Below are 24,396 nucleotides of genomic sequence, written 5' to 3'. Positions count from 1 at the left end.
GGCCGTGCTGACGTGCAGCGGTTGGCGAGGGCGTTGACGGAGCGGCCGGCGGGCCCGGCACGTCCGCGCCGCCGCCGGCCGGCTGCGCGGGCGCAGGCCCGTCGCGCTGCTGCTGGCCGCGGCCGTGCTGGCGGCCGCGGGCACCTGGGTCGTACGGGCGCTCACCGGGCCCGACGGCACGTCGGTCACCGCGTACTTCGACTCCGGCGTCGGCCTCTACGAGGGCTCGGAGCTCAAGATCCTCGGCGTCACGGTCGGCAGCGTGGACTCCGTCGAACCCGAGGGCGAGCGGGTGCGCGTCGAGCTGACCCTCGACGACGGCGTGCCCGCGCCCGCGGACGTCCAGGCGACGAGGGTTTTCTCGCTACGCCTCAGCGCGTCCGATGAGTTTGTGGCTCCCGGCCGGTCCAAGCTCGTGACATCCGAGGAAAGGACACCACCATGTCGGAGCTTCTCGTCGACTTCATCACCTCCCTCGACGGCTACGCGTCAGGAGAGGGATGGCCCGGGTTCTGGGGCCTGGAGGGCCCGGAGTACCTCGCGTGGCTCGGCGAGCAGCCCGAGGTCACCTACCTGATGGGAGCGAACACCTACCGCCTGATGTCGGGCTTCGCCGCCGGCGAGGTCCCGAAGGGCCAGGACGAGTTCAGGCCCGAAGAGGAGGAGTCCGTCGACGAGCTCACGCAGGCGTCCAAGGTGGTGTTCTCCTCTTCACTGAAGGAGCCGCTGGCATGGGCCAACTCCACGCTCGTCCGCGACGACGCCGTCGAGGCGGTCCGCACCATGAAGGCGAGTGGCTCGGGGCTCCTCAGCACGATCGGCAGCCTCAGCCTGTGCCGGTCCCTGCTACGAGCCGGACTCGTCGACCGCTTCCGGGTCGTGATGTTCCCGGTGATCACCGGGGCCACCGGCGCAGAACGCATCTACGACGGCTATCCGGACGTCGCCCTCGAAATGACCGAGCACCGCACCTTCGACGGCCGCACCCAGATGGTCGAGTACAAGCCCAGCGTGCTCACGCACCCGCCGCTCGGCGCCCCTGCATGACGTTCGGCGTCGACGCAGCGGTGCCTGGCTTCTACTACTGCCGCGAGGACCTGACAGACGTCGCCTTTCTCCGCTTCCCTGAGCGCAAACACGGCATACACGTCTCGTGGGAAGGGCTCCAGGCTCCGCTGCCCACCGCCGCTGAACAGGGACCTGACGACCGCGGCGCGATCCGTGTCCAGTGCCCGGCCCCCGGCCCGTCCCCTTCGGTCAACTGCGCCCGCCGCGAGCGTCTGCGGCCCCGCAACCCCGCCACGCTGCCCGCATGAATCGTCGACCTCAGCACGCCCACGACCCGAGCCACCCGCGGGGCGGCCCGACCCACCATTCAGATCCCCGAATCCGAACACTTCGCGCCGCCGCCTGAGAAGACGCTGCCCAAGGTGTGCCGCGCGGGTTCCATCACCGTGCCCGCGGATGCCGATGAGCCGAAGCTCAGGAGTTGTCACCTGCGGAGTCGAGTGAGCTGGCGAAGTGGAACCGTCGAAGCACTCTGGTTGTCACCAACGAGGCATTCGGCTTGTCACATGCGCTCATTCGTCACTCTTCCTGTCACCAGAAACGAAGATCGGGAGCCGGTGGCTCTGCCGTCACCACGGCGCGGAGAGCCTGGAGGAAAGCCGGGTGCTACTGGCCCTGGACTTCGCCGGCGACGTGGTCGACGCCGTCTCGCAGCCGCTGAAGATCTCCTTCGCGACCTGTGGGAAACGCCGCTCCCACACCCCCGACTACCTCGCGGTGACCTTGCCGCGGAGTCTGGCTGATCGACGTACGCCTGGAGTCCCTGATCAAGGACTCGGACCGGGAGTCGTTCGCGGCGGCCGCCGAGGTCGCCGCCGCCTGCGGCTGGCGCTACGCGGTGGCCGCCCGCTGGCGCGAGCACGCCTTCGCGGGCCTGGACGCGATGGCGTCGCGGCGCCGTCTGAGGTCTGATCCGCTGGGGCTTCGGCCGGTTGGCTTCGTTCACTTCAAGCGGCAGCGTTTGTTCAGCAGTCTGGGAGGCAGTTGGTGATCCACTGGCTCGCTGATGTTCACGAGAAATGAAGGCAGTCTGGTGTCCGAGCGTCTGGGATGATCGGGGAGGACTTCGGGTCCGTGAGGGAAGGAACAGCGTGATGGCGATCAGAGGATGGAGCCCGGAGAGGATGGCCCGCGTTGAAGCGCTTGTCGACGAGTGCCGGCCGTTGTTGGCCGTGGACGGGGGGATGGCTTCCGTGCAGCGGCTGCTGAGTGAGCGCCAGGTCGAGGTGCTCGATGCGGTGGTGATCACGCATGAACTGCTGGGGGCGGGTCCCACGTCGCTCGCGGAGGCGAAGACCATCGTTTTGACGAGCCCAGGCAGAGGGCGTGAGCTGAGGGCGCACGAGCAGTTCATGGACGACTTGGAGCAGAACGGTGCTTTCGGCCAGTGACAATCAGTTGGTCGGCGCCCCGCCACCCGTGAAGGGTGGCGGGTTGCGAGGCAGCTGTCAGACGGCCTTGGCTGGTGCTTCGGCCCGGGCCCGGGTGGAGGCGAGCCCGACTTCGACCCCTGCTCACCACACATCGCACCCGACCCAGCACTACGCGCCATCTGGACGCGGGAGCGACACAACGTGCTCCACTGGCTCCGCAAAGCGGACCACCAGCCCTACTACGGAGCCCTCAAGCCACTGCTCGAAGACCACGCCCAGCACCTGGCCAAGGCAATCGGCCACCGTCAGTGGCGACATGCACAATGCGTTCACGAGTCACGATGACAGGCCCGGTGACGTGCTGTTGCTGGAGTGCCCGTTCACTGAGGCCGCCGTCACCGGGGTCACCCGTTACTACGTATCCGTGCGGTGGCCGTGGTTGGAAGTGGACCCGCAGGCCGAGAGCATCAGGTGGAACGGCCAGACGGCGCTTCCCACGCCCGCGGCCCACGAGTGGCAGATCTTCCGAACGGAACCCGCGGAGACCGCACTGAAGCCGGGGGATACCTGCCTGGTGGGTATCCCCACAACCGTGGTGCACGTCCAGGCGGTCCACCGCTTTGATCCGCCCCTGGTCACCGGCATGCTGCCCCGGCCCGCGTCCTACCTCGAGGTCCTGCCGCAGGGTGAGACCCATGATCCTTCCCTTGAGGACCAGGGCTACACGATTGATCCGATCGGCGGCGAACCCATACGCATCGAGCTGTCCTTCCGTCCGTACGCCTTCCTCGAACTGGGCGATGAGGTTGCTGACCGGAATGGACGCGCCTGGAGGTTCGACGCGGCCTGGGACTGGCACCCTTTCGACGGTGAGCAGTTGGGCACTCCGACCTGGCCGCTGACGTTGATCACCCGCCATGGTGAGCCGACACCGAAGGAAGCCGAAGAGGTCGCCCGGGCAACAGCGGTCGGCAGCCACGCGGACGAACTGGAGCGGTGGAGCGGACTCACTCGCGCGCGACCAGCCGCCCAGCAGCAGTAGCCTCGCGGGACTCTACTGGCTGCGCTTCGGGCCACGTGGGTGCTCAGATCCGGTGCCCGCGGGTCAGCCACCGTGGAGGGCCCACTCGTCGAGGCCGCCATAGATGTGCGCTTCGAGACATTGCGGGGCGTCAAGGCCCACAGCCTCACCTCGGTAGAGGGCGATGAGGGAGTCTTTGCCCCGCCACCACGAGTCGGTCACGCCCTGTACTTCGGGCACCGGCTCGAATTCGCCGAGATCTAGCGCGTCGACGGCCTTGCGCGTGACCCTTGTGACGGTAGTGGCCCAGCGGCGGGCATGAGCGGCGAGCGCCAGGGATTCCACCCATCCGTCAGTACTGGCATGCAGGGGCGTCCAGCGGTAGGCGTCGATACCGAACGTACCGTCGGGGCCGATCATGAAGTTGTAGGCCATGGACACCCTGCAGTCTCCTGCCGGAAGGACCAGCCTTCTGTGGGCATCTCCTCAGGGCAGTCGGCTTCCAGAATGCGCGGACCGCCCTCGTAGAACGGGGCCGGCGGGAGGGCGAGGCCGCCCCAGCGGTCCTGGAAGGCAGTGGTGCGTTCGATCCCCTCAGCGGGGATCCCGCGCTCGATCCACGCGTCGCAGTATCGCCGGATGTCCTGCCGGCGAACGCGGATGCCCTCCGTCTCATTGAACCGCTGAGCCCTGCGGCTCAGGCCGGCAGGCGCGACCGGGACGGGCGATACGGGCTGGTCAGCCATTACTGCTGCTCGCCGTCTCCGGCGTGGAGCACGGCCGACGCAATCTCTCGCACGCGCTCCAGGCTGATTCCTGTGTGTTGCTCGACGGCGAGGGGATGGTTGGTGGGCTCCAGCTCAATGAAGGGGCGCTCGCCGACCGGGCGGGTATGGACGTGCGTCTTCAGGTTGAGTGTCGTCGTCGGGTACACCGCAAGATCGGTGGTGAGCCAGCCGAAATACGGCTTCTCGGCCTCGCGGCCGGGCCTGTCCCACAGATCTGAAGCCCGGGAAAAGCTCTCTCGGCTGAGCGAGACCCAGACACCCCAGGAAAACACCTCGTCACTGCCGATGACCGGTATCTCGATCAGGCCCTTGACGAAGTAGTGCTGACCGCGGACCACGCACTGGTCCGTAGAGAGCAAGCAGTCGTCGGCGTCGGCGAAGGCCGGATCCCACACGGCGGGGGCCTCGGCCGTGTAGTTCATCGGCAGCTCAGGGTGCTGGGCCCCGCAGCACGAGCAGGTGAACCCGAGATCACCGGTCATGGTGCCGAAGCCTAGCGACGGCCCCCGGTAGTACCTCGGTCGGGCGTCCGGCTTGCCTGAGGTGCGGGGCCAGCCAGCGTGTGCAAGGGCCAAATATCGCGTTTCAGTCACAGCAGACGGCCAACGGCAAGTCTCGTAGGTGACAACAAGCCTGCCTACGTGACAACTATCTTGCGTCGGCTCAGCCGAAGGGGCCGACTGGCGCTTGGCCAAGTACCGCCAGGACGTCCAAGTACATGCACACGTTCTGGATCAAGACCTACCGGCCCATCCGCAGCCACAACGAAGGCGCCAACAGACGCGTCAAGAGCGGGGAACTCGACATCGGCGACCGCAAACGCCGGCCGGCACGCCGGCCAGGTCACCCAGGCGCTTCTCCTCGCGGTCATGCTCACGATCGCCAACCCGACCGTCCTGGAAACCTGGCTCCTGGAACGCGGCGGGCCCGGCGACCTCACCACCGCCGACTTCGACGCGAGCGGCCCACTGCCACCACGCACCGCCCCCGGCGGCACCGGCACGCAGACCTCTCGACGTACCCGGAAACGGCAAGATCCCGCCCGATCGAAGGGATCGGCGGGATCTCGTGAACCGTCTACGAGCCAACTCGTGAACGGCCTGTGGGTGGACCTGTGGGGATTTGAACCCCAGACCCCCTCGATGCGAACGAGGTGCGCTACCGGACTGCGCTACAGGCCCTCACAACGGAAAGAACCTTAGCATCCCGGCCCCCTGGCCTGGAAATCGGTTCCTGCCGTGAGACGGGGGCGCGGGGGCGGGCTATTCGTTGGCGGCGCGGCGGCGGGGTGGGTCGGCGTACTGGTCGAAGAGGGGGGTGCGGTTGGTGGGGCGGCGGCGGGGGGTGTCGGGGGGCTCGGCGGGGTCGGTGGGTGGGGTCTCCGGCGCCGGGGGGCGGGGTTCGGCGGTGCTGGAGCGGGCCGAGCTCCAGGTGTCCGGGGCGTCGAGGTCCAGGCCGCGGGGGGCGCGGGGGGCCACGGGGGCGGTCACGTAGGTGGGCAGCGGGACCGGTACGGGGTCCCAGCCGGCGTCCGCGGGGCGGTCGCGCTCGCGCTGCTGGTCGACCCACTCGGCGTGGTCGGTCTGCTCCACCAGCGCCCGGCGGTCCGCCTCGTACGCCGCCGCGGGGGCGTCGAAGGGGGCCGTGGCGGAGGGGTCGTCGTCGGTGTCGTGTGCCGGGTGTCCGTCGCCGCCGTGGCGTTCGGCGCGCCCGTCCTCGGCGGCGGCGTCGTGGTCCGGTGCGGCCGTCTCCGGTCCGGTGCGGCGCCGGGGCGCGGGGGCGTTGACGCCGCCCTCGCGCAGTCGGCGGGCCGCCGCTTCGCCGCGGGCCGGGTCGGCGGTGAACGTGCGGCGGCGGCGCTCCTGGGTGCGTACGCGGACGACGTACGCCGTGAGCAGCAGCCCCGGGACCGCGACGGCCCACAGGAGGCGCGGCCCGCCGACCGAGGCCGCGACGGCGCCCGCGGTGAGGGCCACGAAGAGCAGCGTGAGCGTGCGCCGGCGGCGTGCGAGGACCCGGGCGCGGGCCCGGCGTTCCGCGGCGGCCTGCGGCGACTGGTTCCGGGCCGGGGCCGCGGGGGGCGCGGGGTCGGGGGCCGGGGGTGCCGGGTCGGCTTCGGGGGGGCGGGGGGGCGGGTTCGCGCCCTCGGGTGCGTCGGTGCGCCCCCGGGGCTCCTCGGGCTCGTCGTCCACGCGCGCCTTCGCCGCCGCGCCGCGGCGCGGCGCGGGGGCGGCGGCGCGGGGATCGGTCACGGGCACGGCAGCGGCCCGGACGTCGACCACGCCGCCTGCGGCGGGCGCGGCGTCCGGGCTGTCGTCGTCGCCTCCGGCGTCCTCTCCGGAGCCGTCCCGGTCCCGGGTACGGTCCGCTCCGCCCCGTCCGGTCAGCAGCCGGATGGCTGTGCTGAAGCGTTCCGTCGGACGGGCTTCGTTCAGCTCGTCCTGCCTACGGAGCCACATCGGCACCAGGTAGGCGGCCCAGGCCCCGACGATCATTGCGTAGATGAGGCCGCTGCTGCTCACGCCTTACACGTTAGAGGCCGCGGCGTCAGCGCATGGGCCAATTGGCTCGGTGTGTCGCACCATCTGGCTGATATCTCGACCTTTTCTTCTGACTTTTTACGGCCCTCTCTCGAATATTTGTTTTATTTCTCCGAGTGGCGGAGCCCGCGCCACCTGGTGATCAGCCCTTCCGGCACTTCCTCGGTGGTCAGCACGTACACCAGGTGGTCGCGCCAGGCGCCGTCGATGTGCAGGTAGCGCGGGCGCACACCTTCTTCACGAAAACCCAGCTTTTCCACCACACGGCGGCTCGGCATGTTCTCCGGCCGGATACAGACTTCGATGCGGTGCAGCCCGACCGTCCGGAAACAGTGGTCCACGGCAAGCGCCACGGAGGTGGGCATCACGCCGCGGCCCGCGTAATCCCGGTCGATCCAGTAACCGACGTGTCCGGAACGCATCGAGCCCCACGTGATACCCGCCACGGTCAGCTGCCCGCACAGCGTGCCCTCGTACTCGATGACGAAGGGCAGCATCCGGCCCGCGCTCGCCTCGCTGCGCAGATGCCGGACCATCTGCCGGAACGTGGGGCGGCGGGTGTGCGGGGTGCCGGGGGGCGGGGGCGGGACGGTGGCCTCCCAGGGGCGCAGCCAGTCGCGGTTGCGCTTGTTGATCTCCCGCCAGGCGCGCTGGTCGCGCGCGCGGATGGGGCGGAGGGTCACCGGTCCCTCCGCCAGCGTCGCGGGCCAGGACGCGCTCAGTGGGCACCGCCGGAGTGTCTGGGGGGCTCGCCGCCCGCCGGGCTCGGGCCGGGCCCGGCGTCCTGTCCGCGCGCGTGGTCGCCGCCGTGCACCTGGTCGACCGCGTGCGGCAGCAGCCGCGCCAGCACCGCGAGCCCGTCGCGTACGCCGCCGGACGAGCCCGGGAGGTTGACGATGACGGTACGGTCCGCGACCCCGGCGAGGCCGCGGGAGAGCGCGGCGGTGGGCACCTTCCCGTACCCGTACGCCCGGATCGCCTCCGATACGCCCGGCAGTTGCCTGTCGAGCACCCGGGCGGTCATCTCGGGCGTGCGGTCGGTGGGCGAGATGCCCGTGCCGCCGGTGGTCAGGACGACGGCGTAGCCGGCGGCGACCGCCTCGCGCAGCGCCGCCTCCACCGGCTCGCCGTCCGGCACCACCCGCGGGCCGTCGGCGGCGAAGCCCATCTCCGCCAGGCCGGCGACGAGCAGCGGGCCGCCCGTGTCCTCGTACACCCCGGCCGCCGCCCGGTTGGACACCGTGACCGCCAGGGCCCTCACGACCGGCTCCAGTCGCCGGACTTGCCGCCGCTCTTCGCCTCGACCCGCACGTCGGTGACGACCGCCTCCTTGTCGACGGCCTTGACCATGTCGACCACCGTGAGGGCCGCCACCGACACGGCGGTCAGCGCTTCCATCTCCACCCCGGTACGGTCCGTGGTGCGCACGGTCGCCGTGATCTCCACCGCGTCGTCCGCGACGCCGAGGTCGACGGTCACGCCGGAGAGGGCGAGCGGGTGGCAGAGCGGGATCAGCTCGGGGGTGCGCTTCGCGCCCATGATGCCGGCGATCCGGGCGGTGGCCAGGGCGTCGCCCTTCGGCAGCGTCTCGCCGGACGGGGTGCCGCGGAGCAGTTCGACGACGCGCGGCGAGACCAGGACGCGCCCGGACGCGCGGGCGGTGCGTGCCGTGACGTCCTTGGCGGAGACGTCGACCATGCGGGCGGCGCCCGTGTCGTCGAGGTGGGTCAGGCGGCTGTGCTGGCTCTGCTGGCTCATGGTGTCAGGAGCTCCCGGGGTGAATGCGCGCGGAGCCACCGTACCTCCAGGGCCCGGCGTTCGGCTCCGCGCGTTTCCCGGCAGCGGGCTCAGTCGAGGAGGACGACGTCGACGGACTCCCCCGGCGCCACCTCCGTGGTCTCCTCCGGTACGACGACGAGCGCGTTGGCCCGCGCCAGCGCCGCGATCAGGTGTGAGCCGGCGCCGCCCACGGGGGCGACCCGCGCGCCGCCGTCCGCGCCGCCGTCCGCCGGCTCCCCCGCCTCGTACCAGCCGCGGAGGAACTGCCGCCGGCCCGCCGGCGACGTCAGCGGCTCGTCGGCGGCCAGCCGGGCCCGTACCACCGGGCGGTGCACCGGCTCCACGCCCGTCAGCCTGCGGATCACGGGCCGTACGAACATCTCGAAAGAGATGTACGCGCTGACCGGGTTGCCCGGGAGGGCGAACAGCGGGGTGCGGTCCGCGCCGATGCGGCCGAAGCCCTGCGGCTTGCCCGGCTGCATCGCCAGCCGGCGGAACTCCACGCCGCCGCCCGCCTCGCCGTCCAGCTCGGCCAGCGCCTCCTTCACCACGTCGTACGCGCCGACGCTGACGCCGCCGCTGGTGACCAGCGCGTCGGCGCGGATCAGCTGGTCCTCGACGGTGGCGCGGAGGGTCTCGGCGTCGTCGGCGACGGCGCCCACGCGGTAGGCGATGGCGCCGGCGTCGCGGGCGGCGGCGGTCAGCGCGTAGCTGTTGGAGTCGTGGATACGGCCCGGGGTGAGCCGCTCGCCGGGGGGCACCAGCTCGCTGCCGGTGGACAGCACGACGACCCGCGGGCGCGGGCGGACCCGCACCGTGCCGCGGCCGATGGCGGCGAGCAGCCCGATCTGCGCCGGGCCGAGCACCGTGCCGGCGCGCAGCACCAGGTCGCCGGCGAGCACGTCGCTGCCGCGCGCGCGTACGTGCCGGCCGGTGCCGGCGGGGGCGTAGATCCGCACCTCGCCGCCGGCGCCGGCGGGCGACTCGCTGTGCGGGCGCATGGCGTCGACCCGGCCGCGGCCCGCGCCGCCGTCGGTCCACTCCACGGGGACGACGGCCTGCGTGCCGGGCGGCAGCGGGGCGCCGGTCATGATGCGGGCGGCCTCGCCGGCGCCGACGTGCGGCAGGTCGGCGCCGCCGCCCGCGGGGACGTCGCCGACGACGCGCAGGACGGCGGGGAACTCGTCGCTCGCGCGCTCGACGTCGACCGTGCGGACCGCGTACCCGTCCATGGAGCTGTTGTCGAAGGGCGGGAGGGCGACGGCGGCGGTGACGTCCTCGACGAGGACGCAGCCCTGGGCGTCGAGCAGCTGCATCTCCAGCGGCTCCAGGGGACGGATCTGCCGCAGTATGTCGTCGAGGTGCTCCTCGACGGACCACACTCCGTCGGGCCGGCGCCCGGCCGGCACGCCGGCGCCGGGCTCACGGGCCCCGCCGCCGGTCCCCGGCTCCCCCGCCTCCCGCACGTCCGCCTCCCGCACGCCCTCCACGTCCACCACGCCCTTCACGCCCTCCGCGGCCTCGCTCAATCCGCCATCTCCTCCGCGACGTACTTCCGCAGCCACGCGCGCATGTCCGCGCCGAGGTCCTCGCGCTCGCACGCGAGGCGGACGGTGGCGCGGAGGTAGTCGCCGCGGTCGCCGGTGTCGTACCGCCGGCCCTTGAACACCACGCCGTACACCGGGCTCCGCAGCTCCTCCTCCGTCGCCAGCCGTTGCAGCGCGTCGGTGAGCTGGATCTCGTTCCCCCGGCCGGGCTCCGTCGTGCGCAGCACGCCGAAGACCGCGGGGTCCAGCACGTACCGCCCGATGACCGCGTAGTTGCTGGGGGCGTCGGCGACGGCGGGCTTCTCCACGAGGTCCGTGACGCGCACGACGTCGCTGTCCGCGGTGGTCTCCACGGCCGCGCAGCCGTAGAGGTGGATCTGCTCCGGGTCGACCTCCATCAGCGCGATGACGCTGCCGCCGTGGTCGGCCCGGGCGCGCACCATGCGGGCGAGCAGCGGGTCGCGCGGGTCGATGAGGTCGTCGCCGAGGAGGACGGCGAACGGCTGGTCGCCGACGTGCTCGGCGGCGCACAGCACCGCGTGGCCGAGGCCGCGGGGGTCGCCCTGGCGGACGTAGTGGATGTTGGCCAGGTCGTTGGACTCGGCGACCTTGGCCAGGCGAGCCTCGTCGCCCTTCTTGCGGAGGGCCTCTTCCAGCTCGTGATTGCGGTCGAAGTGGTCTTCCAGCGGGCGCTTGTTCCGCCCGGTGATCATGAGAACGTCGGTGAGTCCGGCCGAGACGGCCTCCTCGACGACGTACTGGATCGCGGGCTTGTCGACCACCGGCAGCATCTCTTTCGGCGTCGCCTTGGTCGCCGGCAGGAAGCGGGTCCCGAGGCCGGCGGCCGGGATGACAGCCTTGGTGATCCGAGTACGCGAAGAATCCATGTTCAGCACCATAAGGGTAGGTACGGACAAGTGGGCAGCAGCGACCAGGCCGGAAAGGCGGCGTTGCGCCGCACCCTACTCGCGGCGCGGGCCGCGGTGCCGCCGGGTGAGGCGGAGGCGGCGGGGCGGCGGCTGGCGCGGCGGGCGCTGGAGCTGCCCGAACTGGCGGCGGCGCGGACGGTGGCGGCGTACGTGTCGGTGGGGCGCGAGCCGGCGACGCGCGAGCTGCTGGAGGAGCTGCGCGGGCGGGGCACGGCGGTGCTGCTGCCGGTGCTGCTGGCGGACGGGGACCTGGACTGGGCGGAGTACGGCGGTCCGGACACGCTGCGGGCCGCCGGGCGCGGGCTGCTGGAGCCGGCCGGGCCGCGGCTGGGCCCGGCGGCCGTGCGACGGGCGGGGGCGGTGCTGCTGCCGGGGCTCGCGGTGGACGGCCGGGGGATGCGGCTGGGGCGGGGCGGCGGGTCGTACGACCGGGTGCTGGCGCGGCTGGCGGCGGACCCGGACGCGGACGGGGACGCGGACGCGGGCGGCGCCGCGCTCGTCGTGCTCCTCTACGACGGCGAGGTGCTCGGCCACGTACCCGCCGAGCCCCACGACCGCCCCGTGACCGCCGCCGTCACACCCTCCGCGGTGCACCGCTTCCCGCGCGCGTAGCGCGGCGGCGTCCGTCCCGTACGGCCGTCAGGGCGACAGCGTCATCGTGTCGCCGGTCGCTTCCTCGACGGCCTTGTCCGAGAACGGCCACTCGTACAGCTCGCCCTTCGCCCACGCCGTCGTCTGGTCGGTGTAGTTCGGGTGGAAGGCGTGCCCCGAGGCGCCGGAGAGGTTGACCCAGCCGGAGCCGTCGAAGTCAGCCATGTCCACCACCATCCGCATCGACGGCACCCACAGGACGTCGTATCCGCCCGCCGCGTTCCAGCCGGTCGCGTTGACGGCGGCCTCGCCGCCGCTGAGGTTCCACGGGCCGCGGTTCAGCAGCCACTGCACGACGCCGGGGCCGTCGGTGCCCAGCGTCTGGTTGCGCAGCATCAGCTGGTGCAGCCGGCCCCACGACCAGGTGTCGATGTCCTTGCCCAGCTCGGCCGTCAGCTCCCAGCGGGCGTCGACCATGGCGTGTTCGAGGAGGTCGTCGCGGTTCTCGTCGAGCGGCTTGCCTTTTCTGTCGGTGGTCTTCCACCAGCGGTTGTCCTCGTCCTTGAGGATGCTCCGTACGACCTCGAACCACCGGTCCCCGCCGTCCGGCTGGGCGGCGTCCGCGTCGCGCTTGCCGCACTCGCGCACGGTGGCGGGGCCGTCCGGGTCGGCCGCGGGGTTGGCGGGGGGCACCCGCAGGCACTCGCCCTCCGGGCGCAGCTCCTTGGGCATCTTGTCGCCGAAGGCGAGCTTGAGGATGTTGCGGTAGACACCGTTGAAGTACGCGGCGGCGGAGGAGTCGGTGTCCTGGCTGTAGTCCCAGTCCTTCAGCAGGCCCTGGGCCTCGCGCACCATCGGGTCGTCGAGCTCGATCTTCAGCAGCAGCGGGGTGAGCAGCTCGGCGATCTCGCTGTGGTTGTCGAGCTGCATGGTGCGCATGTCGTCCGGGGAGATCTTCCCGCCGTCCTTGATCTTGCTCTCGATGAGGTCGGCGATGCGCTGGCTGCGGGTGCCGTAGCCGGGGTCGGTGGTGAGCAGGTACGGGTATTCCTTCTCGTTCACGACCGCCTGGTTGGCGGTGACGACGTACCCGCGCGCGGGATTCAGCTCCCAGGGCAGCGCGTCGAAGGGGATGTAGCCGTCCCAGGAGTACGCCGGGTCCCAGCCGGGCGCGGGCAGGCTACCGTCGCCGGTGCCGCGCCGGGGGATCTTGCCGGGCGCCTGGTAGCCGATGTTGCCCTCGGTGTCGGCGTAGACGAGGTTCTGCGAGGGCACGGCGAAGTCGCGGGCGGCGTCCCGGAACTCCTCGAAGTCGGACGCTGCGTTGATGCCGAAGACGGCGTCCATGGTGCGGGAGGGCTCCAGGGCGGTCCAGCGCAGCGAGACGGCGTAGCCGTCGCCGCGGTCGGGCGCGGAGTTGCCCACGGGGGCCTCCTTGCCGACCTCGGCGAGTTCGTCGCTGCGGTCGGAGATCACGGGGCCGTTGCGCGTGGTGCGTACGGTGATGCGCTTGTCCTCGCCGTCCGCGACCTTGATCAGCTCCTCGCGGGTGCCGAACTCGCGCGACTCGCCGTCATACAGATAGCCGTCGTCCTCGACCTTCTCCAGATACAGGTCGGCGACGTCGGCGCCGAGGTTGGTCATCCCCCAGGAGATGTCGGCGTTGTGGCCTATGACGACCCCCGGCATGCCGGAGAAGGAGAAGCCGCTGACCTCGTACGGGCACTCCTCGCTGACCCTCTTGCACTGAAGGCCCATCTGGTACCAGACGGAGGGCAGCTGCGCGGCCAGGTGCGGGTCGTTGGCGAGCAGCGGCTTCCCGGTGGTGGTCAGGTCGCCGGAGACCACCCACGAGTTCGAGCCGATGCCGCTGCCGCTGGGGCCGAGGAGGGCGGGGACCTCGTCCATGGTCTGCGCCAGCGCGCCCATCTGGCTGCTGAGGCCCTGCACGGCGGCGCCGTACGTGTTCCGGGCGCCCTCGGGGTCGTAGCCGTCCCGAGCGGCGGAGCCGCCCTCCACGATGGGTTTGTTGCGCTTGTACGGGTACGGCGGGTAGAGGTCGGCGATCTGGCCCTCGTCGAAGCGCTGGGAGAGCAGGGAGCGGTCGATCTCGTCCTCGACGTTGGCCCGCAGGTCCCACGCCATCGCCTTCAGCCAGGCGACGGAGTCGACCGGGGTCCACTTCTCGGGCTCGTAGTCGTTGACGAAGCCCAGGGCCGCGTACTCGACGGAGAGGGCGGAGCCGCTGTGGTCGGCGAGGTAGGCGTTGACCCCGTCGGCGTAGGCCCGCAGGTACTTCTTCGTGTCCGCCGAGAGCTTCTTCTCGTACTCCTCCTGCGCCACCTGCCGCCAGCCCAGCGTGCGCAGGAACTCGTCGGTCTCGACCTGGTCCGCGCCGAACATCTCCGACAGCCGGCCCGACGTCATGTGCCGGCGGACGTCCATCTCCCAGAAGCGGTCCTGGGCGTGCACGAAGCCCTGCGCCCGGAAGAGGTCCTCGGCGGTGTCGCCGTAGAGCGTCGGCACGCCGCGGGCGTCGCGCTTGACGGTGACCGGCGAGCCGAGGCCCGGCAGCTTGAGCGACCCCGTGGTCTGCGGGAAGGAGTCCCGTACGGTGCTGACCGTCCAGAACGTGGCGGCCCCCAGCCCCAGCACGAGCGCGGCGGCGAGTCCGATCGCGACGAAGATGAGGCGGCGCCTCTTGCCTGCCGTGCGGCCGTTCTCGTTGACGGGCATGCCTGTCCTTCTGGAGCCAGCGGAGCACTTGCTGGAGCAACCTTAGGCGCCCGGTCAAGCGGCTCCGTACGGCCCCTGCGCGGTCCGGCGAAGCAGCAGACGGACGGTCGCTCCAGGTAAATTCTCCGTCAAGCACGTGACGACGAGAGGGAAAAAGCTGTCAGTCGAAGAACTCAACAAGCTCGCGCTCGTCGCCGCCCTGGTTCTGCTGGTCGCGGTCGGAGCCGTCCGGCTCGCGTCCCGCAGCGGGCTGCCCAGCCTCCTGCTGTACATGGGCATCGGGGTCCTGGTCGGCGAGGACGGGCTGTTCGGCTACGCCTTCGACGACGTGGAGCTGACCCAGGTCTTCGGCTACGCGGCCCTCGCGCTGATCCTCGCGGAGGGCGGCCTCAGCACGAAGTGGAGTGAGATCAGACCCGCGGTGCCGGCCGCCGCCGTGCTGTCCACCGTGGGCGTCGCGGCGAGCGTGGGGGTGACCGCCGCCGGCGCGCACTACCTCGTCGGCCTGGAGTGGAAGCAGGCGCTCATCATGGGCGCCGTCGTCTCCTCCACGGACGCCGCGGCGGTCTTCTCCGTACTGAGAAGGGTGCCGCTGCCCAGCCGGGTCACGGGCGTGATGGAGGCGGAGTCCGGGTTCAACGACGCGCCCGTGGTCATCCTGGTCGTCGCCTTCTCCACCACGGGGGAGGTGGAGAGCTGGTACGTGCTGCTCGGCGAGATCCTGCTGCAACTGGCGATCGGGGCGGCGCTGGGGCTGGCGATCGGCTGGCTGGGCTCCTTCGCGCTGCGGCACGTGGCGCTGCCGGCCTCCGGCCTGTACCCGATCGCGGTGATGGCCATCGCCATAGTGGCGTACGCCGTCGGCGCCCTGGCGCACGGCAGCGGCTTCCTGGCCGTCTATCTGGCGGCGATGGTCCTGGGGAACGCGAAGCTGCCGCACTGGTCGGCCACCCTCGGCTTCGCCGACGGCGTCGGCTGGCTGGCGCAGATCGGGATGTTCGTGCTGCTCGGGCTGCTGGTGACGCCGCACGAGATGGCGGACGACATCCTGCCGGCGATCGTGGTCGGGCTGGTGCTGACGACGGTGGCGCGGCCGGCGTCGGTGGTCGTGAGCCTGCTGCCGTTCCGCATCCCGTGGCGGGAGCAGGCGCTGATGTCGTGGGCGGGGCTGCGCGGCGCGGTGCCGATCGTCCTGGCGACGATCCCGATGGTGAACCACGTCTCCGGCTCCGGACGCGTGTTCAACATCGTCTTCATACTCGTCATCGTCTACACGATGGTGCAGGGACCGACGCTGCCGCTGGTGGCGCGGTGGCTGCGGCTCGAAGAGGGGGAGGCGGCGTACGACCTGGGGATCGAGTCGGCGCCGCTGGAGCGGCTGCGGGGGCACCTGCTGTCGCTGTCGGTGCCGGAGCGCTCGCGGATGCACGGGGTGGAGGTCGGCGAGCTGCGGCTGCCGCCGGGGGCGGCGGTGACGCTGGTGGTGCGGGGCGGGGCGAGCTTCGTACCGTCGCCGACGGACATCCTGCGGCGGGGGGACGACCTGCTGGTGGTGGCCACGGACGAGGTGCGGGACGCGGCGGAGCAGCGGCTGCGGGACGTGGGGCGGGGCGGGAAGCTGGCGCGGTGGCTGGGCGGCGCGGACGACACGGGGCCGGGCGGGCCGGGCGGGTAGACCGGCTGACGGGCAGAGCGGCAGGCGGGCGGGCGGATCGGCGGGAGTGGGCGCGCGCGGGGGCGTTCGGTATCGTCGGGGTGGAAACTCGTACGAACAGTTGTCTCTGTCTGATGCAGGGCCGGCGCGCCGGAGGGCGCGCACAGCGGACGGCCCTCGGTGCGCGGCGCACTACCAGGCGGCAGGAAGGACCGGGGCGTGTCGCGCCCGTCTCAGCCTTCGTCCTCGCTCTCCTCTTCGCCCTCGGGCCGCTCTACGTCTCCGGGCTACCGGCAGTTGTTGCGCACCCCCGGCGCCCGGAGCTTCGTCCTCCCCGGCTTCGCCGCCCGGCAGCCGTTCGCGATGCTGACCATGAGCATCGTGCTGCTGGTGCGGCACACCTCGGGCTCGTACGCCCTGGCCGGTGCGGTCGCCGCCACGGCCGGCGTGGCCATGGCGCTCTGCGCGCCCCTCAGCGGCAAGCTGGCGGACCGCCACGGGCAGCCCGCCGTGCTGCTGCCGAGCGTGCTGCTGCACGCCGCCTCGGTGGCGCTGCTGAGCACGCTCGCGCTGGCGGGCGCGCCCGGGTGGGCGCTGGTGGCCGCGGCCGTGCCGACGGGCGCGTCCATACCGCAGGTCGGGCCGATGGTACGGGCCCGCTGGTCGCACCTCCTCGCGGCCGGGCCGGATCCGCGTACGCCGTTGCAGCACACGGCGACGGCGTTCGAGTCGGTGACGGACGAGTTCACGTTCGTCGTCGGGCCGGTGCTCGCCGCGGCCCTGTGCACGGGCGTGCACCCGGCGGCGGGCCTGGCCGCCGAGGGGGCGCTGACACTGGCCGGCGGGCTGCTGTTCGCCGCGCAGCGGCGGACGGCGCCGCCGGCGGAGCGGCCGCGGGGGCGTGGGGGACGTACGGGCGGCGAAGGGCGCGAGGGGCTGCCCCGGGGGCGGCGGGCGTCCGCGCTGCGGGCGCCGGCGCTGCCGGTGCTGGTCGCGGCGTTCTTCGGGGTCGGCGCGGTCTTCGGCGGCATGCAGGTGTCGCTGACGGCGTTCAGCGAGTCGATCGGCCGCCCCGGGCTGAGCGGGATCCTGTACGGGGTCTTCGCCGCCGGCAACATGCTCGCCGGGGTGGCCATCGGGATGGTCCACTGGCGCGGCCCGGCGCAGCGGCGCCTGCTCGTCGCGTACCCGCTGCTGGTCGCCACCGCCTCCGGGCTGTGGGCGGTCGCGGGTCTGGAGTCCGCCGTGGCGCTCGCCGGCCTCGGCCTGGCGGTCGGCGTGTGCATCGCGCCGGCGGTGATCACGGGCTTCACGCTGGCGGACGCGCTGGTGCCGAAGGAGGTGCGCACGGAGGCGTTCACGTGGCTGACGGGCGCCGTCGCGCTGGGGCAGGCCGCCGCGAGCACGGCGGCCGGGCGGCTGGCCGACGGGCCGGGGGCGAGCGCCGGGTTCCTCGTACCGCTGGCGGCCACCGCGCTCGCGTGCGCCACACTGCTGCTGCTCCGGCAGCGGCTGCGGCCCGCGGAGAGCCACGGGATGATCACGGTCCGTGGCGGCGGCCGCCCGGTTCCCGCCTCGGTGGACTGACGGGCGGGAATGCTGCATGATGAGGCGTCGTTAGCACTCAACAGTTGAGAGTGCCAGGAGGAAGCACGTGCCGACCTATCAGTACCAGTGCACCGAGTGCGGCGAGGGCCTCGAAGCGGTGCAGAAGTTCACCGACGACGCGCTGACGGTGTGCCCGGCCTGCCAGGGGCGGCTGCGCAAGGTGTTCTCCGCGGTCGGCGTCGTCTTCAAGGGCTCCGGGTTCTACCGGACGGACAGCCGCAGCGGCTCGGGGTCCGGGTCGGGCTCCGGATCGGGCGGCTCGGGGTCCGAGTCGGGGTCGGGCGAGAAGAAGAGTGCGGAGTCCGCGGCTTCGTCCTCGTCGTCCGACTCGTCCTCGGGTTCTTCCTCCTCTTCCTCCTCTTCGGGCTCGTCTTCGGGTTCGTCCTCTTCCTCGTCGTCGTCCTCTTCGTCCTCCTCGTCGGCGTCCAAGTCGTCCAGCGGTTCGGCTGCGGCCCGCGGAGAGCCCGCCGGGCCCGCTGCGGCTATCGTGGCGGAATGGCTGAGGCAGTGGCAGAGCAGGCAGAGATCGGCGTCATCGGGGGCTCGGGGTTCTACTCGTTCCTCGACGACGTCACGGAGATCGGCGTCGAGACACCGTACGGACCCCCGAGCGACTCGCTGTTCCTCGGCGAGATCGCGGGGCGCCGCGTGGCGTTCCTGCCCCGGCACGGCCGCAAGCACCACCTGCCGCCGCACCGCATCAACTACCGCGCCAACCTGTGGGCACTGCGCTCCCTGGGCGTACGGCAGGTGCTGGGGCCGTGCGCCGTGGGCGGATTGCAGCCGGAGCACGGGCCGGGCACGCTGCTCGTACCGGACCAGTTCGTGGACCGTACGAAGGCGCGCGCGCAGACGTACTACGACGGCGAGCAGCTGCCCGACGGCGCCACGCCGAACGTCGTGCACGTGAGCCTCGCCGACCCGTACTGCCCGACCGGGCGCCAGGCCGCGCTGAAGGCGGCGCACGGGGACGGCTGGGAGGCGGTCGACGGCGGGACGCTCGTCGTCGTGGAGGGCCCGCGGTTCTCGACGCGGGCCGAGTCGCTGTGGCACCGGGCGCAGGGGTGGGCCGTGGTCGGGATGACCGGGCACCCGGAGGCGGCACTGGCCCGCGAACTGGAGCTCTGCTACACGTCGATGACGCTGGTGACGGACCTGGACGCGGGCGCCGAGACGGGCGAGGGGGTCTCGCACGAGGAGGTGCTCGAAGTCTTCGCGGCGAACGTGGGGCGGCTGCGGGACGTCCTCTTCGACGCGGTGGGGCGACTGCCGGCGACGGCGGACCGGGACTGCCTGTGCGCGGGGGCGCTGGCGGGCATGGATCCGGGGATCGAGCTGCCGTAGGGGCTGCTCGCCGAGGCCGGCGTTGTCCACAACCGGGGAGTTGTCCACAGGCTGAAGCGGGGCGGACGGGAATCGGGCAGGGTTGAGGGCGTCACGGAACGCATCCGACTCGTCACGTACAGGTGGTGACCGCCATGTCCGCCCTGGTCCGCTCTCTGCCCGGCTCTTCTCCCGGCTCTTTTCCCGCCCCTGACCCCGCCCCGTTTCCCTCCCCTTTCCCCGCGCCTCGCGCCCGCCCCGGCGCGGACCCGGCCGCGGGCTCCGGTGTCGGCACCGGTGTCGGCTCCGGCTTTGAGTACGGCGAGGGTGGCGCCGGGGGCGGTCGGGACGGCGGCCCGGGTGAGGCGGTCGGGACGGGCGAGGGCGGCGGCGCGGCTGATCCTGGACCGTTGCCGCGCGGCGCGCCGCCGCCCCGCCCGGTGCCGGAGTTCGAGCCGTTGCGCCCGCCGCGGGGCGCCCGGCTGCGCCGGGCCGTGGCCAGGCGCAGCCGGCTGCTGGCCGCCGTGGTCGCGATGACGGCGGCGGCACTGGCCGCGGCGCCGCGCAGCGACGCGGAGAGCCCGCCGCCCGCCACCGCGCCGGACGGCTCCGCGACCGGGGTCCCCGGCGAGGCCCCCGGTGCGACCGCCGGCGAGCACGTCGGAGGCGGAGGCGGGGGCGCCGGAGCCGGGGGCGGGGAGGTGCTGGCGCCGGTGCGGCTCGCGGACGCCGGGGTGGCCGGGCTGCTGGAGCCGGGCGACGTGGTGGATGTGCTGGCTGTCGGCGCCGAGGACACCGGAGGCGGCGGCCCGGCGCGGATCGTGGCGCGGGCGGCGCGGGTGGCGGAGATTCCGGGGACGGCGGAGGCGCCGGGCGCACCGGGGTTCGCGGCAGACCCGGAGGCGCAACCGCCGCCGGGAGCAACGGGGTTGACGGCGCCGGCGGGTGGGGACGGCGGCACGCTGGTGGTGTTGTCGGTGCCGCGGAAGACGGCCGCGGCGCTGGCCGGCGCGGCGGCCGAACGACGACTGGCGGTCACCTTGCGATGACGACATATGCGCGGACCGTCACCGGCCCGAGTGGGAGGATTGGACAATCCTTCTGTATCTCTGCCATATCTTGCTGGGTCGGCCGACCAGTCGAGAGTGAAGCGAGGAAGGGCATTGAGCACGCAGGGCGCCGGGAGCACCTCGGACAGTCAGGGCGTCATCGCCGGGTTCAAGCAGTTCCTGATGCGCGGGAACGTGATGGAGCTCGCGGTCGCCGTCGTCATCGGCGCCGCCTTCACGAACATCGTGAACGCGGTGGTGAAGGGCGTCATCAACCCACTCATCGGAATCTTCGGCTCGAAGAACCTCGACAAGTACCACTCGTGCTTCAGCGACGTCTGCACCACCAGTCCGGAGGGCGAGGTCACCGAGGGTGTCGCGATCCTCTGGGGCCCGGTGCTGAGCGCCACGCTGACGTTCGTGATGACGGCCGCGGTCGTGTACTTCGCGATGGTCCTGCCGATGAACCGGCTCCGGGAGCGGCAGACGGCGCAGGCGCCGGTGGAGGAGGCGCCCGTGGAGGTCACGGAGGTCGATCTGCTGACGCAGATCCGCGACGAGCTGGTGGCCCAGCGGAACGGCTCGGCGCCGAGCGCCGACCCCGGGACGTTGCCGACGCAGAAATAGGCGTCGCGGGGCGTCACGGCGGGCCCGCGAGCGGGCGGGGACGGCGTGGGCAGGGACCCTGGGCGGGGACCCTGGGCAGGGCCGGTGTCCGGGCGGCCCGGCGGGCCCGGGCGGGTCAGATGTGGTGCGGCGGCTTCTCGTCGAGGAAGCGCGCCAGGTCGGCGGCGCTCCCCTCGGCGACGGGCCGGTCGCCCCAGCCCTCGTCGGTGTCGTCCCGGCTCTGCCGCGTCAGCGGGTCGTCGAAGACGAGCGGGTTCTCGGGCTGGGTACTCATACGCCCCAGGGTACGCGGCACTGCTCCGGGGAGGCGGGGGCGGCGCCGGGCCGCCGCGGGGACCCGGTCGCGCGGGCGGGAAGGGCGGGAAGGGCGGATCGCGGGCCGGTCTTCCTCTCCGGCTCCGCGTCCGCGGGGTGCCTGCCGGGCAGGCAGGCCGCTTCTTTCGGTTCGTCCCGCCGGCCGGAGGCGGATGACGGCGAGGTGAGGTCGTCGTCGGCAACGCAGGCCGGACTTCCGGCTGCGCTGGCTGCTCCGGCGGCTACCCGCGCCGGTGGGCGGAGCGGTGGGTCGCCAGAGCGGTGAGGAGCACCAGGACCGCGGCCAGCGGGGAGAGCGGGCCCGCGCCCAAGCCCGAGAGCGCGAGGCCGCCGAGGACCCCCGAGAGCGATATCGCCAGGTACAGCGCCGACTGGTAGAGGGAGGTGACGACGGAATGCGCCCCCGGCGCCAGCACGATGATCTCCTGCTGCTGCGGCGTGGTGATGGCGAAGGAGAAGAACCCGACCACGACGATCGCGGGGATCGCGGCAGCCACGCTGCCCCGCAGCGCCGGGACCGCCAGCAGCGCCACGGCCAGCAGCGAGGTCGCGACCACGATCACCCGGGCCGCGCCGAGGCGGTCCGCCAGCGTACCGGCGACCAGGTTGCCCGCGGTGCCCGCGACCCCGAACACCAGCAGAAAGATCGCGAGCAGCCCGCTGTCTCCACCGGTGGCGGGCTCGTAGACGGCGCTGAGATAGGTGTACGGGACGTAGACGCCGGTGAAGGCCAGCAGCGTCCTGCCCAGCGCGGCGAGCACCCTGCGGTCGGTCAGCGGCGCCAGCCGGACCCGCAGCCCGGCGCCCGCGGTGCCGGGGATCGCCGGTAGCCGGACGGCGACGACGACGGCCGCCACCGCTCCGGCGATCACCAGGAACCACAGCGTCGAGCGCCAGCCGAACGCGCCGCCGATGACCGTGCCGATCGGCGTGCCCAGGACGAGGGAGGAGGTCAGCCCGAGCATCACCACGGAGATCGCCTTGCCGTGGTGGCGCCTGCCGGCGAGCGTGGCCGCCGCCGCGGTGGCGCTGGCGGTGTAGAGCGCGGCGCCGGTCGCGGCGATCGCGCGCGAGGCGAGGACGAGGGGGTAGCTCGGCGCGACGGCGGTCAGTACGTTGCCCGCGGTCAGCACGGCCAGCGCGACGACGAGAGCCGTGCGCCGGGACCAGCCGGCGGTGAGCACGCCGAGCACGGGCGCGCTCAGGGCGTACGCCAGCGAGAACACGGTCACCAGTTGCCCGGCCGCGGAGACGCTCACCCCGAACGAGTCCGCGATGTCCGGCAGCACGCCGGCGATGACGAACGCGTCGGTGCCGACGGCGAACGTGCCCAGGGCGAGCACCGCCGCGTGCGACCGCCAGTGCGGGGAAGCGCCGGGCTCGGCGTGGGTGTCGGCGGCGGTGCCGGTGTCGGCGTCCGTATCGGTGTCCGTGTCGGTGTCGGCTGCGGGGCGAGGGCCGGGCGGAGTCGGCGGACCTTTGCGGGACAGGGGTGACAAGACCACTCCTCGATTCGGTACCGATCAGTTCCGCTTTCGAGACGGTACTGATCGGTTCCGTCTTGTGTCAATCCCGGGTTACCATCGCGGCATGCCCACACGAGCCCGTGAGCGTCTGATCGAAGCGGCCAGAGACCTCTTCTTCGCGGAAGGGATCCACTCCGTCGGTGTGGAGCGGCTGTTGCAGGAGTCCGGCGTCGGGAGGGCGTCGTTCTACCGCCACTTCGCGAGCAAGGACGAACTCGTCGCGACCATGCTGCGCAGCTATGACGAGGAGCTCCGGACCTGGCTGCGGCAGGTCGTCGACGACGCGGGCGGCGACCCGCTGGCGATGTTCGACGGGCTCGCCGACCGGATGGCGGCGTCCGGCTACCGCGGGTGCGCCTCGATCAACACCATGGTCGAGATCGCGGACCCGGACGACCCGGCGCGCAAGGTCGCCGTCGAGCACAAGGAGTCCATGATCCGGGACCTGCGCCGGCTCCTCGACGCGCCGCAGGGCGACGAACTGCCCGAGCAACTGCTGCTGTTGTTCGACGGCGCGCTCGTCAGTTCCCTGCGGGAGCGCAGCCCGGCCCCGGCTCGGCGGGCACGGAAGATCGCACAGGCCCTGCTCGCCGCATAGGCCCCGCCGTCGATCGCGCGCCGGTCGGCCCGCGGGGGCGGTTAGGGTGCGTCGCATGGGCGTGGACGGGCTCACGGATGTGGCGGGGGTGCGCGTCGGGCACGCGTCCCGGACCGGGGACGGGTGGCTGACCGGGACGACGGTGGTGCTCGCGCCCGAGGGCGGCGCCGTCGCCTCGGTCGACGTACGCGGCGGCGGGCCCGGCACGCGGGAGACCGACGCCCTCGACCCGCGCAACCTCGTGCAGCGGGTGGAGGCGGTGGTGCTCACGGGCGGCAGCGCGTACGGGCTGGCCGCCGCGTCCGGCGTGCTGGCCTGGCTGGAGGAGCGGGGCCGCGGCTTCCGGGTGGGGCCCGACCCCGCGCAGGTCGTCCCGGTGGTGCCGGCGGCGGCCCTGTTCGACCTGGGCCGCGGCGGCGACTTCCGGGCCCGCCCCGACGCCGCCATGGGTGCCGAGGCCGCCGCCGCGGCGGCGGCCTCGGCACCCGGCGCCCCGGTGGCGCAGGGCAACGTCGGCGCGGGTACGGGCGCGGTGTGCGGCGCGATGAAGGGCGGCGCCGGTACGGCGAGCACCGTGCTGCCGTCCGGCGCCACCGTCGCCGCGCTGGCGATCGTCAACGCCGCCGGCTCCGGCGTCGACCCGGCGACGGGCGCGCTGTACGCCGAGCTGCACGGAGACGCCGGCGGAGACGGGGGGCGCCGGGTCTCCCCCGGGGTTTCTCCCGCGGCTTCTCCGGCGGATTCCGCCGCGGCTTCCTCTGCGGGGGCCCTCGGCGTTCCTGCCGGGGGCCCGCCCGCGCCGGACGTGCACGCGGCCGCCGTGCGGCGGTTGGCGGCGGCGCGGGAGGAGACCGCGCGGCGGTACGCCGCGTCGGCCCGGCCCCCGCTGAACACGACCCTGGCGGTCGTCGCCACGGACGCAGCCCTCGGCAAGGCGCAGGCACAGAAGCTGGCCGGTTCGGCGCACGACGGCCTCGCCCGGGCCGTACGGCCCGCGCACCTGCTCTCCGACGGCGACACCGTCTTCGCGCTGGCCACCGGGGCCCGGCCGCTGCGGCCCGCGGACGCCCCCGCGGCCGACCCGGCGTTCGCCGTCCACGAGGAGGCCGGGGCGCTCGACGAGGTCTTCGGGGCCGGGGCGGACGTCCTGACCCGCGCCGTGGCCAAGGCGCTGCGCGCGGCCGAGGGCGTCGACGGCCCGGGCGGCGTCTTCCCGTCGTACGCCGACCTCTACCACCGTCCCTCCGCCTAGCGGCGGGACCGCGGGCGGGAGGAGCGCGGTCCGGTCGGTGCCCGGCACGGTCCCCGCGCCGACGAGAGCGCG

Annotated in this window: 21 protein-coding genes, 1 tRNA gene and 3 pseudogenes; 13 read left to right on the top strand and 12 right to left on the bottom strand. The window is 72.9% G+C overall.

What is annotated here, in order from left to right; all coding sequences use genetic code 11:
• Positions 1-124 precede the first annotated feature (124 nt).
• The 4 genes and pseudogenes from ACHZ99_RS26440 to ACHZ99_RS26425 all read left to right on the top strand — a co-directional run.
• A pseudogene (locus ACHZ99_RS26440) lies at positions 125-340 on the top strand (MlaD family protein); the annotation flags it as partial.
• A 101-nt stretch (positions 341-441) separates the two neighbouring features.
• Positions 442-1,047 (top strand): dihydrofolate reductase family protein, encoded by a 606-nt coding sequence (locus ACHZ99_RS26435; RefSeq protein WP_420307250.1) that lies wholly within the window; start codon positions 442-444, stop codon positions 1,045-1,047.
• A 1,145-nt stretch (positions 1,048-2,192) separates the two neighbouring features.
• A complete protein-coding gene (locus ACHZ99_RS26430; RefSeq protein ID WP_420307249.1) occupies positions 2,193-2,459 on the top strand; it encodes a hypothetical protein in 267 nt (88 codons plus the stop codon).
• Between the two features lie 298 nt (positions 2,460-2,757).
• Positions 2,758-3,483 carry a hypothetical protein gene (locus tag ACHZ99_RS26425; RefSeq protein ID WP_420307248.1) on the top strand — a complete coding sequence of 242 codons (726 nt, stop codon included), beginning with the start codon at positions 2,758-2,760 and terminating at the stop codon, positions 3,481-3,483.
• Positions 3,484-3,546: 63 nt separating this feature from the next.
• Here ACHZ99_RS26425 and ACHZ99_RS26420 read toward each other — a convergent pair.
• The 9 genes and pseudogenes from ACHZ99_RS26420 to galU all read right to left on the bottom strand — a co-directional run bounded on the left by ACHZ99_RS26420 (position 3,547) and on the right by galU (position 11,003).
• A pseudogene (locus ACHZ99_RS26420) lies at positions 3,547-4,208 on the bottom strand (hypothetical protein).
• Entirely contained in the window at positions 4,208-4,672 is a 465-nt protein-coding gene (locus tag ACHZ99_RS26415) for a DUF2199 domain-containing protein (protein ID WP_420307317.1), read from the bottom strand. The pseudogene ACHZ99_RS26420 and the gene ACHZ99_RS26415 overlap by 1 nt, the downstream one beginning before the upstream one ends.
• Before the next feature lie 685 nt (positions 4,673-5,357).
• A tRNA-Ala gene (locus tag ACHZ99_RS26410) sits at positions 5,358-5,431 on the bottom strand.
• Positions 5,432-5,512: 81 nt separating this feature from the next.
• Complete coding sequence (gene glpR, locus ACHZ99_RS26405; RefSeq protein WP_420307247.1) at positions 5,513-6,772, bottom strand: gephyrin-like molybdotransferase receptor GlpR; 1,260 nt, start codon at positions 6,770-6,772, stop codon at positions 5,513-5,515.
• Positions 6,773-6,894: 122 nt separating this feature from the next.
• A complete protein-coding gene (locus ACHZ99_RS26400) occupies positions 6,895-7,473 on the bottom strand; it encodes a GNAT family N-acetyltransferase (protein ID WP_420307246.1) in 579 nt (192 codons plus the stop codon).
• Positions 7,474-7,508: 35 nt separating this feature from the next.
• Complete coding sequence (locus ACHZ99_RS26395; protein ID WP_420307245.1) at positions 7,509-8,051, bottom strand: MogA/MoaB family molybdenum cofactor biosynthesis protein; 543 nt, start codon at positions 8,049-8,051, stop codon at positions 7,509-7,511.
• Entirely contained in the window at positions 8,048-8,548 is a 501-nt protein-coding gene (gene moaC / locus ACHZ99_RS26390) for a cyclic pyranopterin monophosphate synthase MoaC (RefSeq protein WP_420307244.1), read from the bottom strand. Before moaC ends, ACHZ99_RS26395 begins: the two co-directional genes overlap by 4 nt.
• An 89-nt stretch (positions 8,549-8,637) precedes the next feature.
• Positions 8,638-9,978 (bottom strand): gephyrin-like molybdotransferase Glp, encoded by a 1,341-nt coding sequence (gene glp, locus ACHZ99_RS26385; RefSeq protein WP_420307316.1) that lies wholly within the window; start codon positions 9,976-9,978, stop codon positions 8,638-8,640.
• A 116-nt stretch (positions 9,979-10,094) separates the two neighbouring features.
• Positions 10,095-11,003: a UTP--glucose-1-phosphate uridylyltransferase GalU gene (gene galU / locus ACHZ99_RS26380; protein WP_420307243.1), complete on the bottom strand. Its 909-nt coding sequence runs from the start codon at positions 11,001-11,003 to the stop codon at positions 10,095-10,097.
• Positions 11,004-11,033: 30 nt separating this feature from the next.
• On the opposite strand from galU, the gene ACHZ99_RS26375 reads away from it, so the two are divergent.
• Positions 11,034-11,657, top strand: coding sequence for a 5-formyltetrahydrofolate cyclo-ligase (locus tag ACHZ99_RS26375; RefSeq protein WP_420307242.1), 624 nt, complete (start codon positions 11,034-11,036; stop codon positions 11,655-11,657).
• Between the two features lie 27 nt (positions 11,658-11,684).
• Here ACHZ99_RS26375 and ACHZ99_RS26370 read toward each other — a convergent pair whose 3' ends face one another.
• Positions 11,685-14,372 carry a penicillin acylase family protein gene (locus ACHZ99_RS26370; protein WP_420307241.1) on the bottom strand — a complete coding sequence of 896 codons (2,688 nt, stop codon included), beginning with the start codon at positions 14,370-14,372 and terminating at the stop codon, positions 11,685-11,687.
• Between the two features lie 157 nt (positions 14,373-14,529).
• On the opposite strand from ACHZ99_RS26370, the gene ACHZ99_RS26365 reads away from it, so the two are divergent.
• From ACHZ99_RS26365 to mscL, 6 genes and pseudogenes are all read left to right on the top strand, one after another.
• Positions 14,530-16,047, top strand: coding sequence for a potassium/proton antiporter (locus ACHZ99_RS26365; RefSeq protein ID WP_420307315.1), 1,518 nt, complete (start codon positions 14,530-14,532; stop codon positions 16,045-16,047).
• Positions 16,048-16,323: 276 nt separating this feature from the next.
• Complete coding sequence (locus ACHZ99_RS26360) at positions 16,324-17,613, top strand: MFS transporter (protein ID WP_420307240.1); 1,290 nt, start codon at positions 16,324-16,326, stop codon at positions 17,611-17,613.
• Positions 17,614-17,680: 67 nt separating this feature from the next.
• Positions 17,681-18,055 (top strand): annotated as a pseudogene (locus ACHZ99_RS26355) (FmdB family zinc ribbon protein); the annotation flags it as partial.
• A gap of 74 nt (positions 18,056-18,129) precedes the next feature.
• Complete coding sequence (locus ACHZ99_RS26350) at positions 18,130-18,978, top strand: S-methyl-5'-thioadenosine phosphorylase (protein ID WP_420307239.1); 849 nt, start codon at positions 18,130-18,132, stop codon at positions 18,976-18,978.
• Between the two features lie 389 nt (positions 18,979-19,367).
• On the top strand, positions 19,368-20,006 hold the full coding sequence (locus ACHZ99_RS26345) for an RcpC/CpaB family pilus assembly protein (protein ID WP_420307238.1): 639 nt from the start codon (positions 19,368-19,370) through the stop codon (positions 20,004-20,006).
• Positions 20,007-20,120: 114 nt separating this feature from the next.
• Positions 20,121-20,633 carry a large conductance mechanosensitive channel protein MscL gene (mscL, locus tag ACHZ99_RS26340; protein ID WP_420307237.1) on the top strand — a complete coding sequence of 171 codons (513 nt, stop codon included), beginning with the start codon at positions 20,121-20,123 and terminating at the stop codon, positions 20,631-20,633.
• 115 nt (positions 20,634-20,748) lie between these two features.
• On the opposite strand, the gene ACHZ99_RS26335 is transcribed toward mscL, so the two are convergent.
• Positions 20,749-20,907, bottom strand: coding sequence for a hypothetical protein (locus ACHZ99_RS26335; RefSeq protein ID WP_420307236.1), 159 nt, complete (start codon positions 20,905-20,907; stop codon positions 20,749-20,751).
• A gap of 262 nt (positions 20,908-21,169) precedes the next feature.
• Positions 21,170-22,447, bottom strand: a complete 1,278-nt coding sequence (locus ACHZ99_RS26330) for an MFS transporter (protein ID WP_420307235.1) — start codon at positions 22,445-22,447, stop codon at positions 21,170-21,172.
• A 91-nt stretch (positions 22,448-22,538) separates the two neighbouring features.
• Here ACHZ99_RS26330 and ACHZ99_RS26325 point away from each other — a divergent pair, with 91 nt between their 5' ends.
• Both ACHZ99_RS26325 and ACHZ99_RS26320 read left to right on the top strand, forming a co-directional pair.
• Positions 22,539-23,072: a TetR/AcrR family transcriptional regulator gene (locus tag ACHZ99_RS26325; RefSeq protein WP_420307234.1), complete on the top strand. Its 534-nt coding sequence runs from the start codon at positions 22,539-22,541 to the stop codon at positions 23,070-23,072.
• A 55-nt stretch (positions 23,073-23,127) separates the two neighbouring features.
• Complete coding sequence (locus ACHZ99_RS26320; protein ID WP_420307233.1) at positions 23,128-24,324, top strand: P1 family peptidase; 1,197 nt, start codon at positions 23,128-23,130, stop codon at positions 24,322-24,324.
• The last annotated feature ends 72 nt before the right edge of the window (positions 24,325-24,396 follow it).

Origin of the sequence: Streptomyces sp. MAR4 CNX-425 (assembly GCF_048656465.1) — a bacterium.
GTDB lineage: Bacteria > Actinomycetota > Actinomycetes > Streptomycetales > Streptomycetaceae > Streptomyces.
Note: the sequence above shows the minus strand (reverse complement) of the source record. Positions and strands in the feature narration are given on the sequence as shown.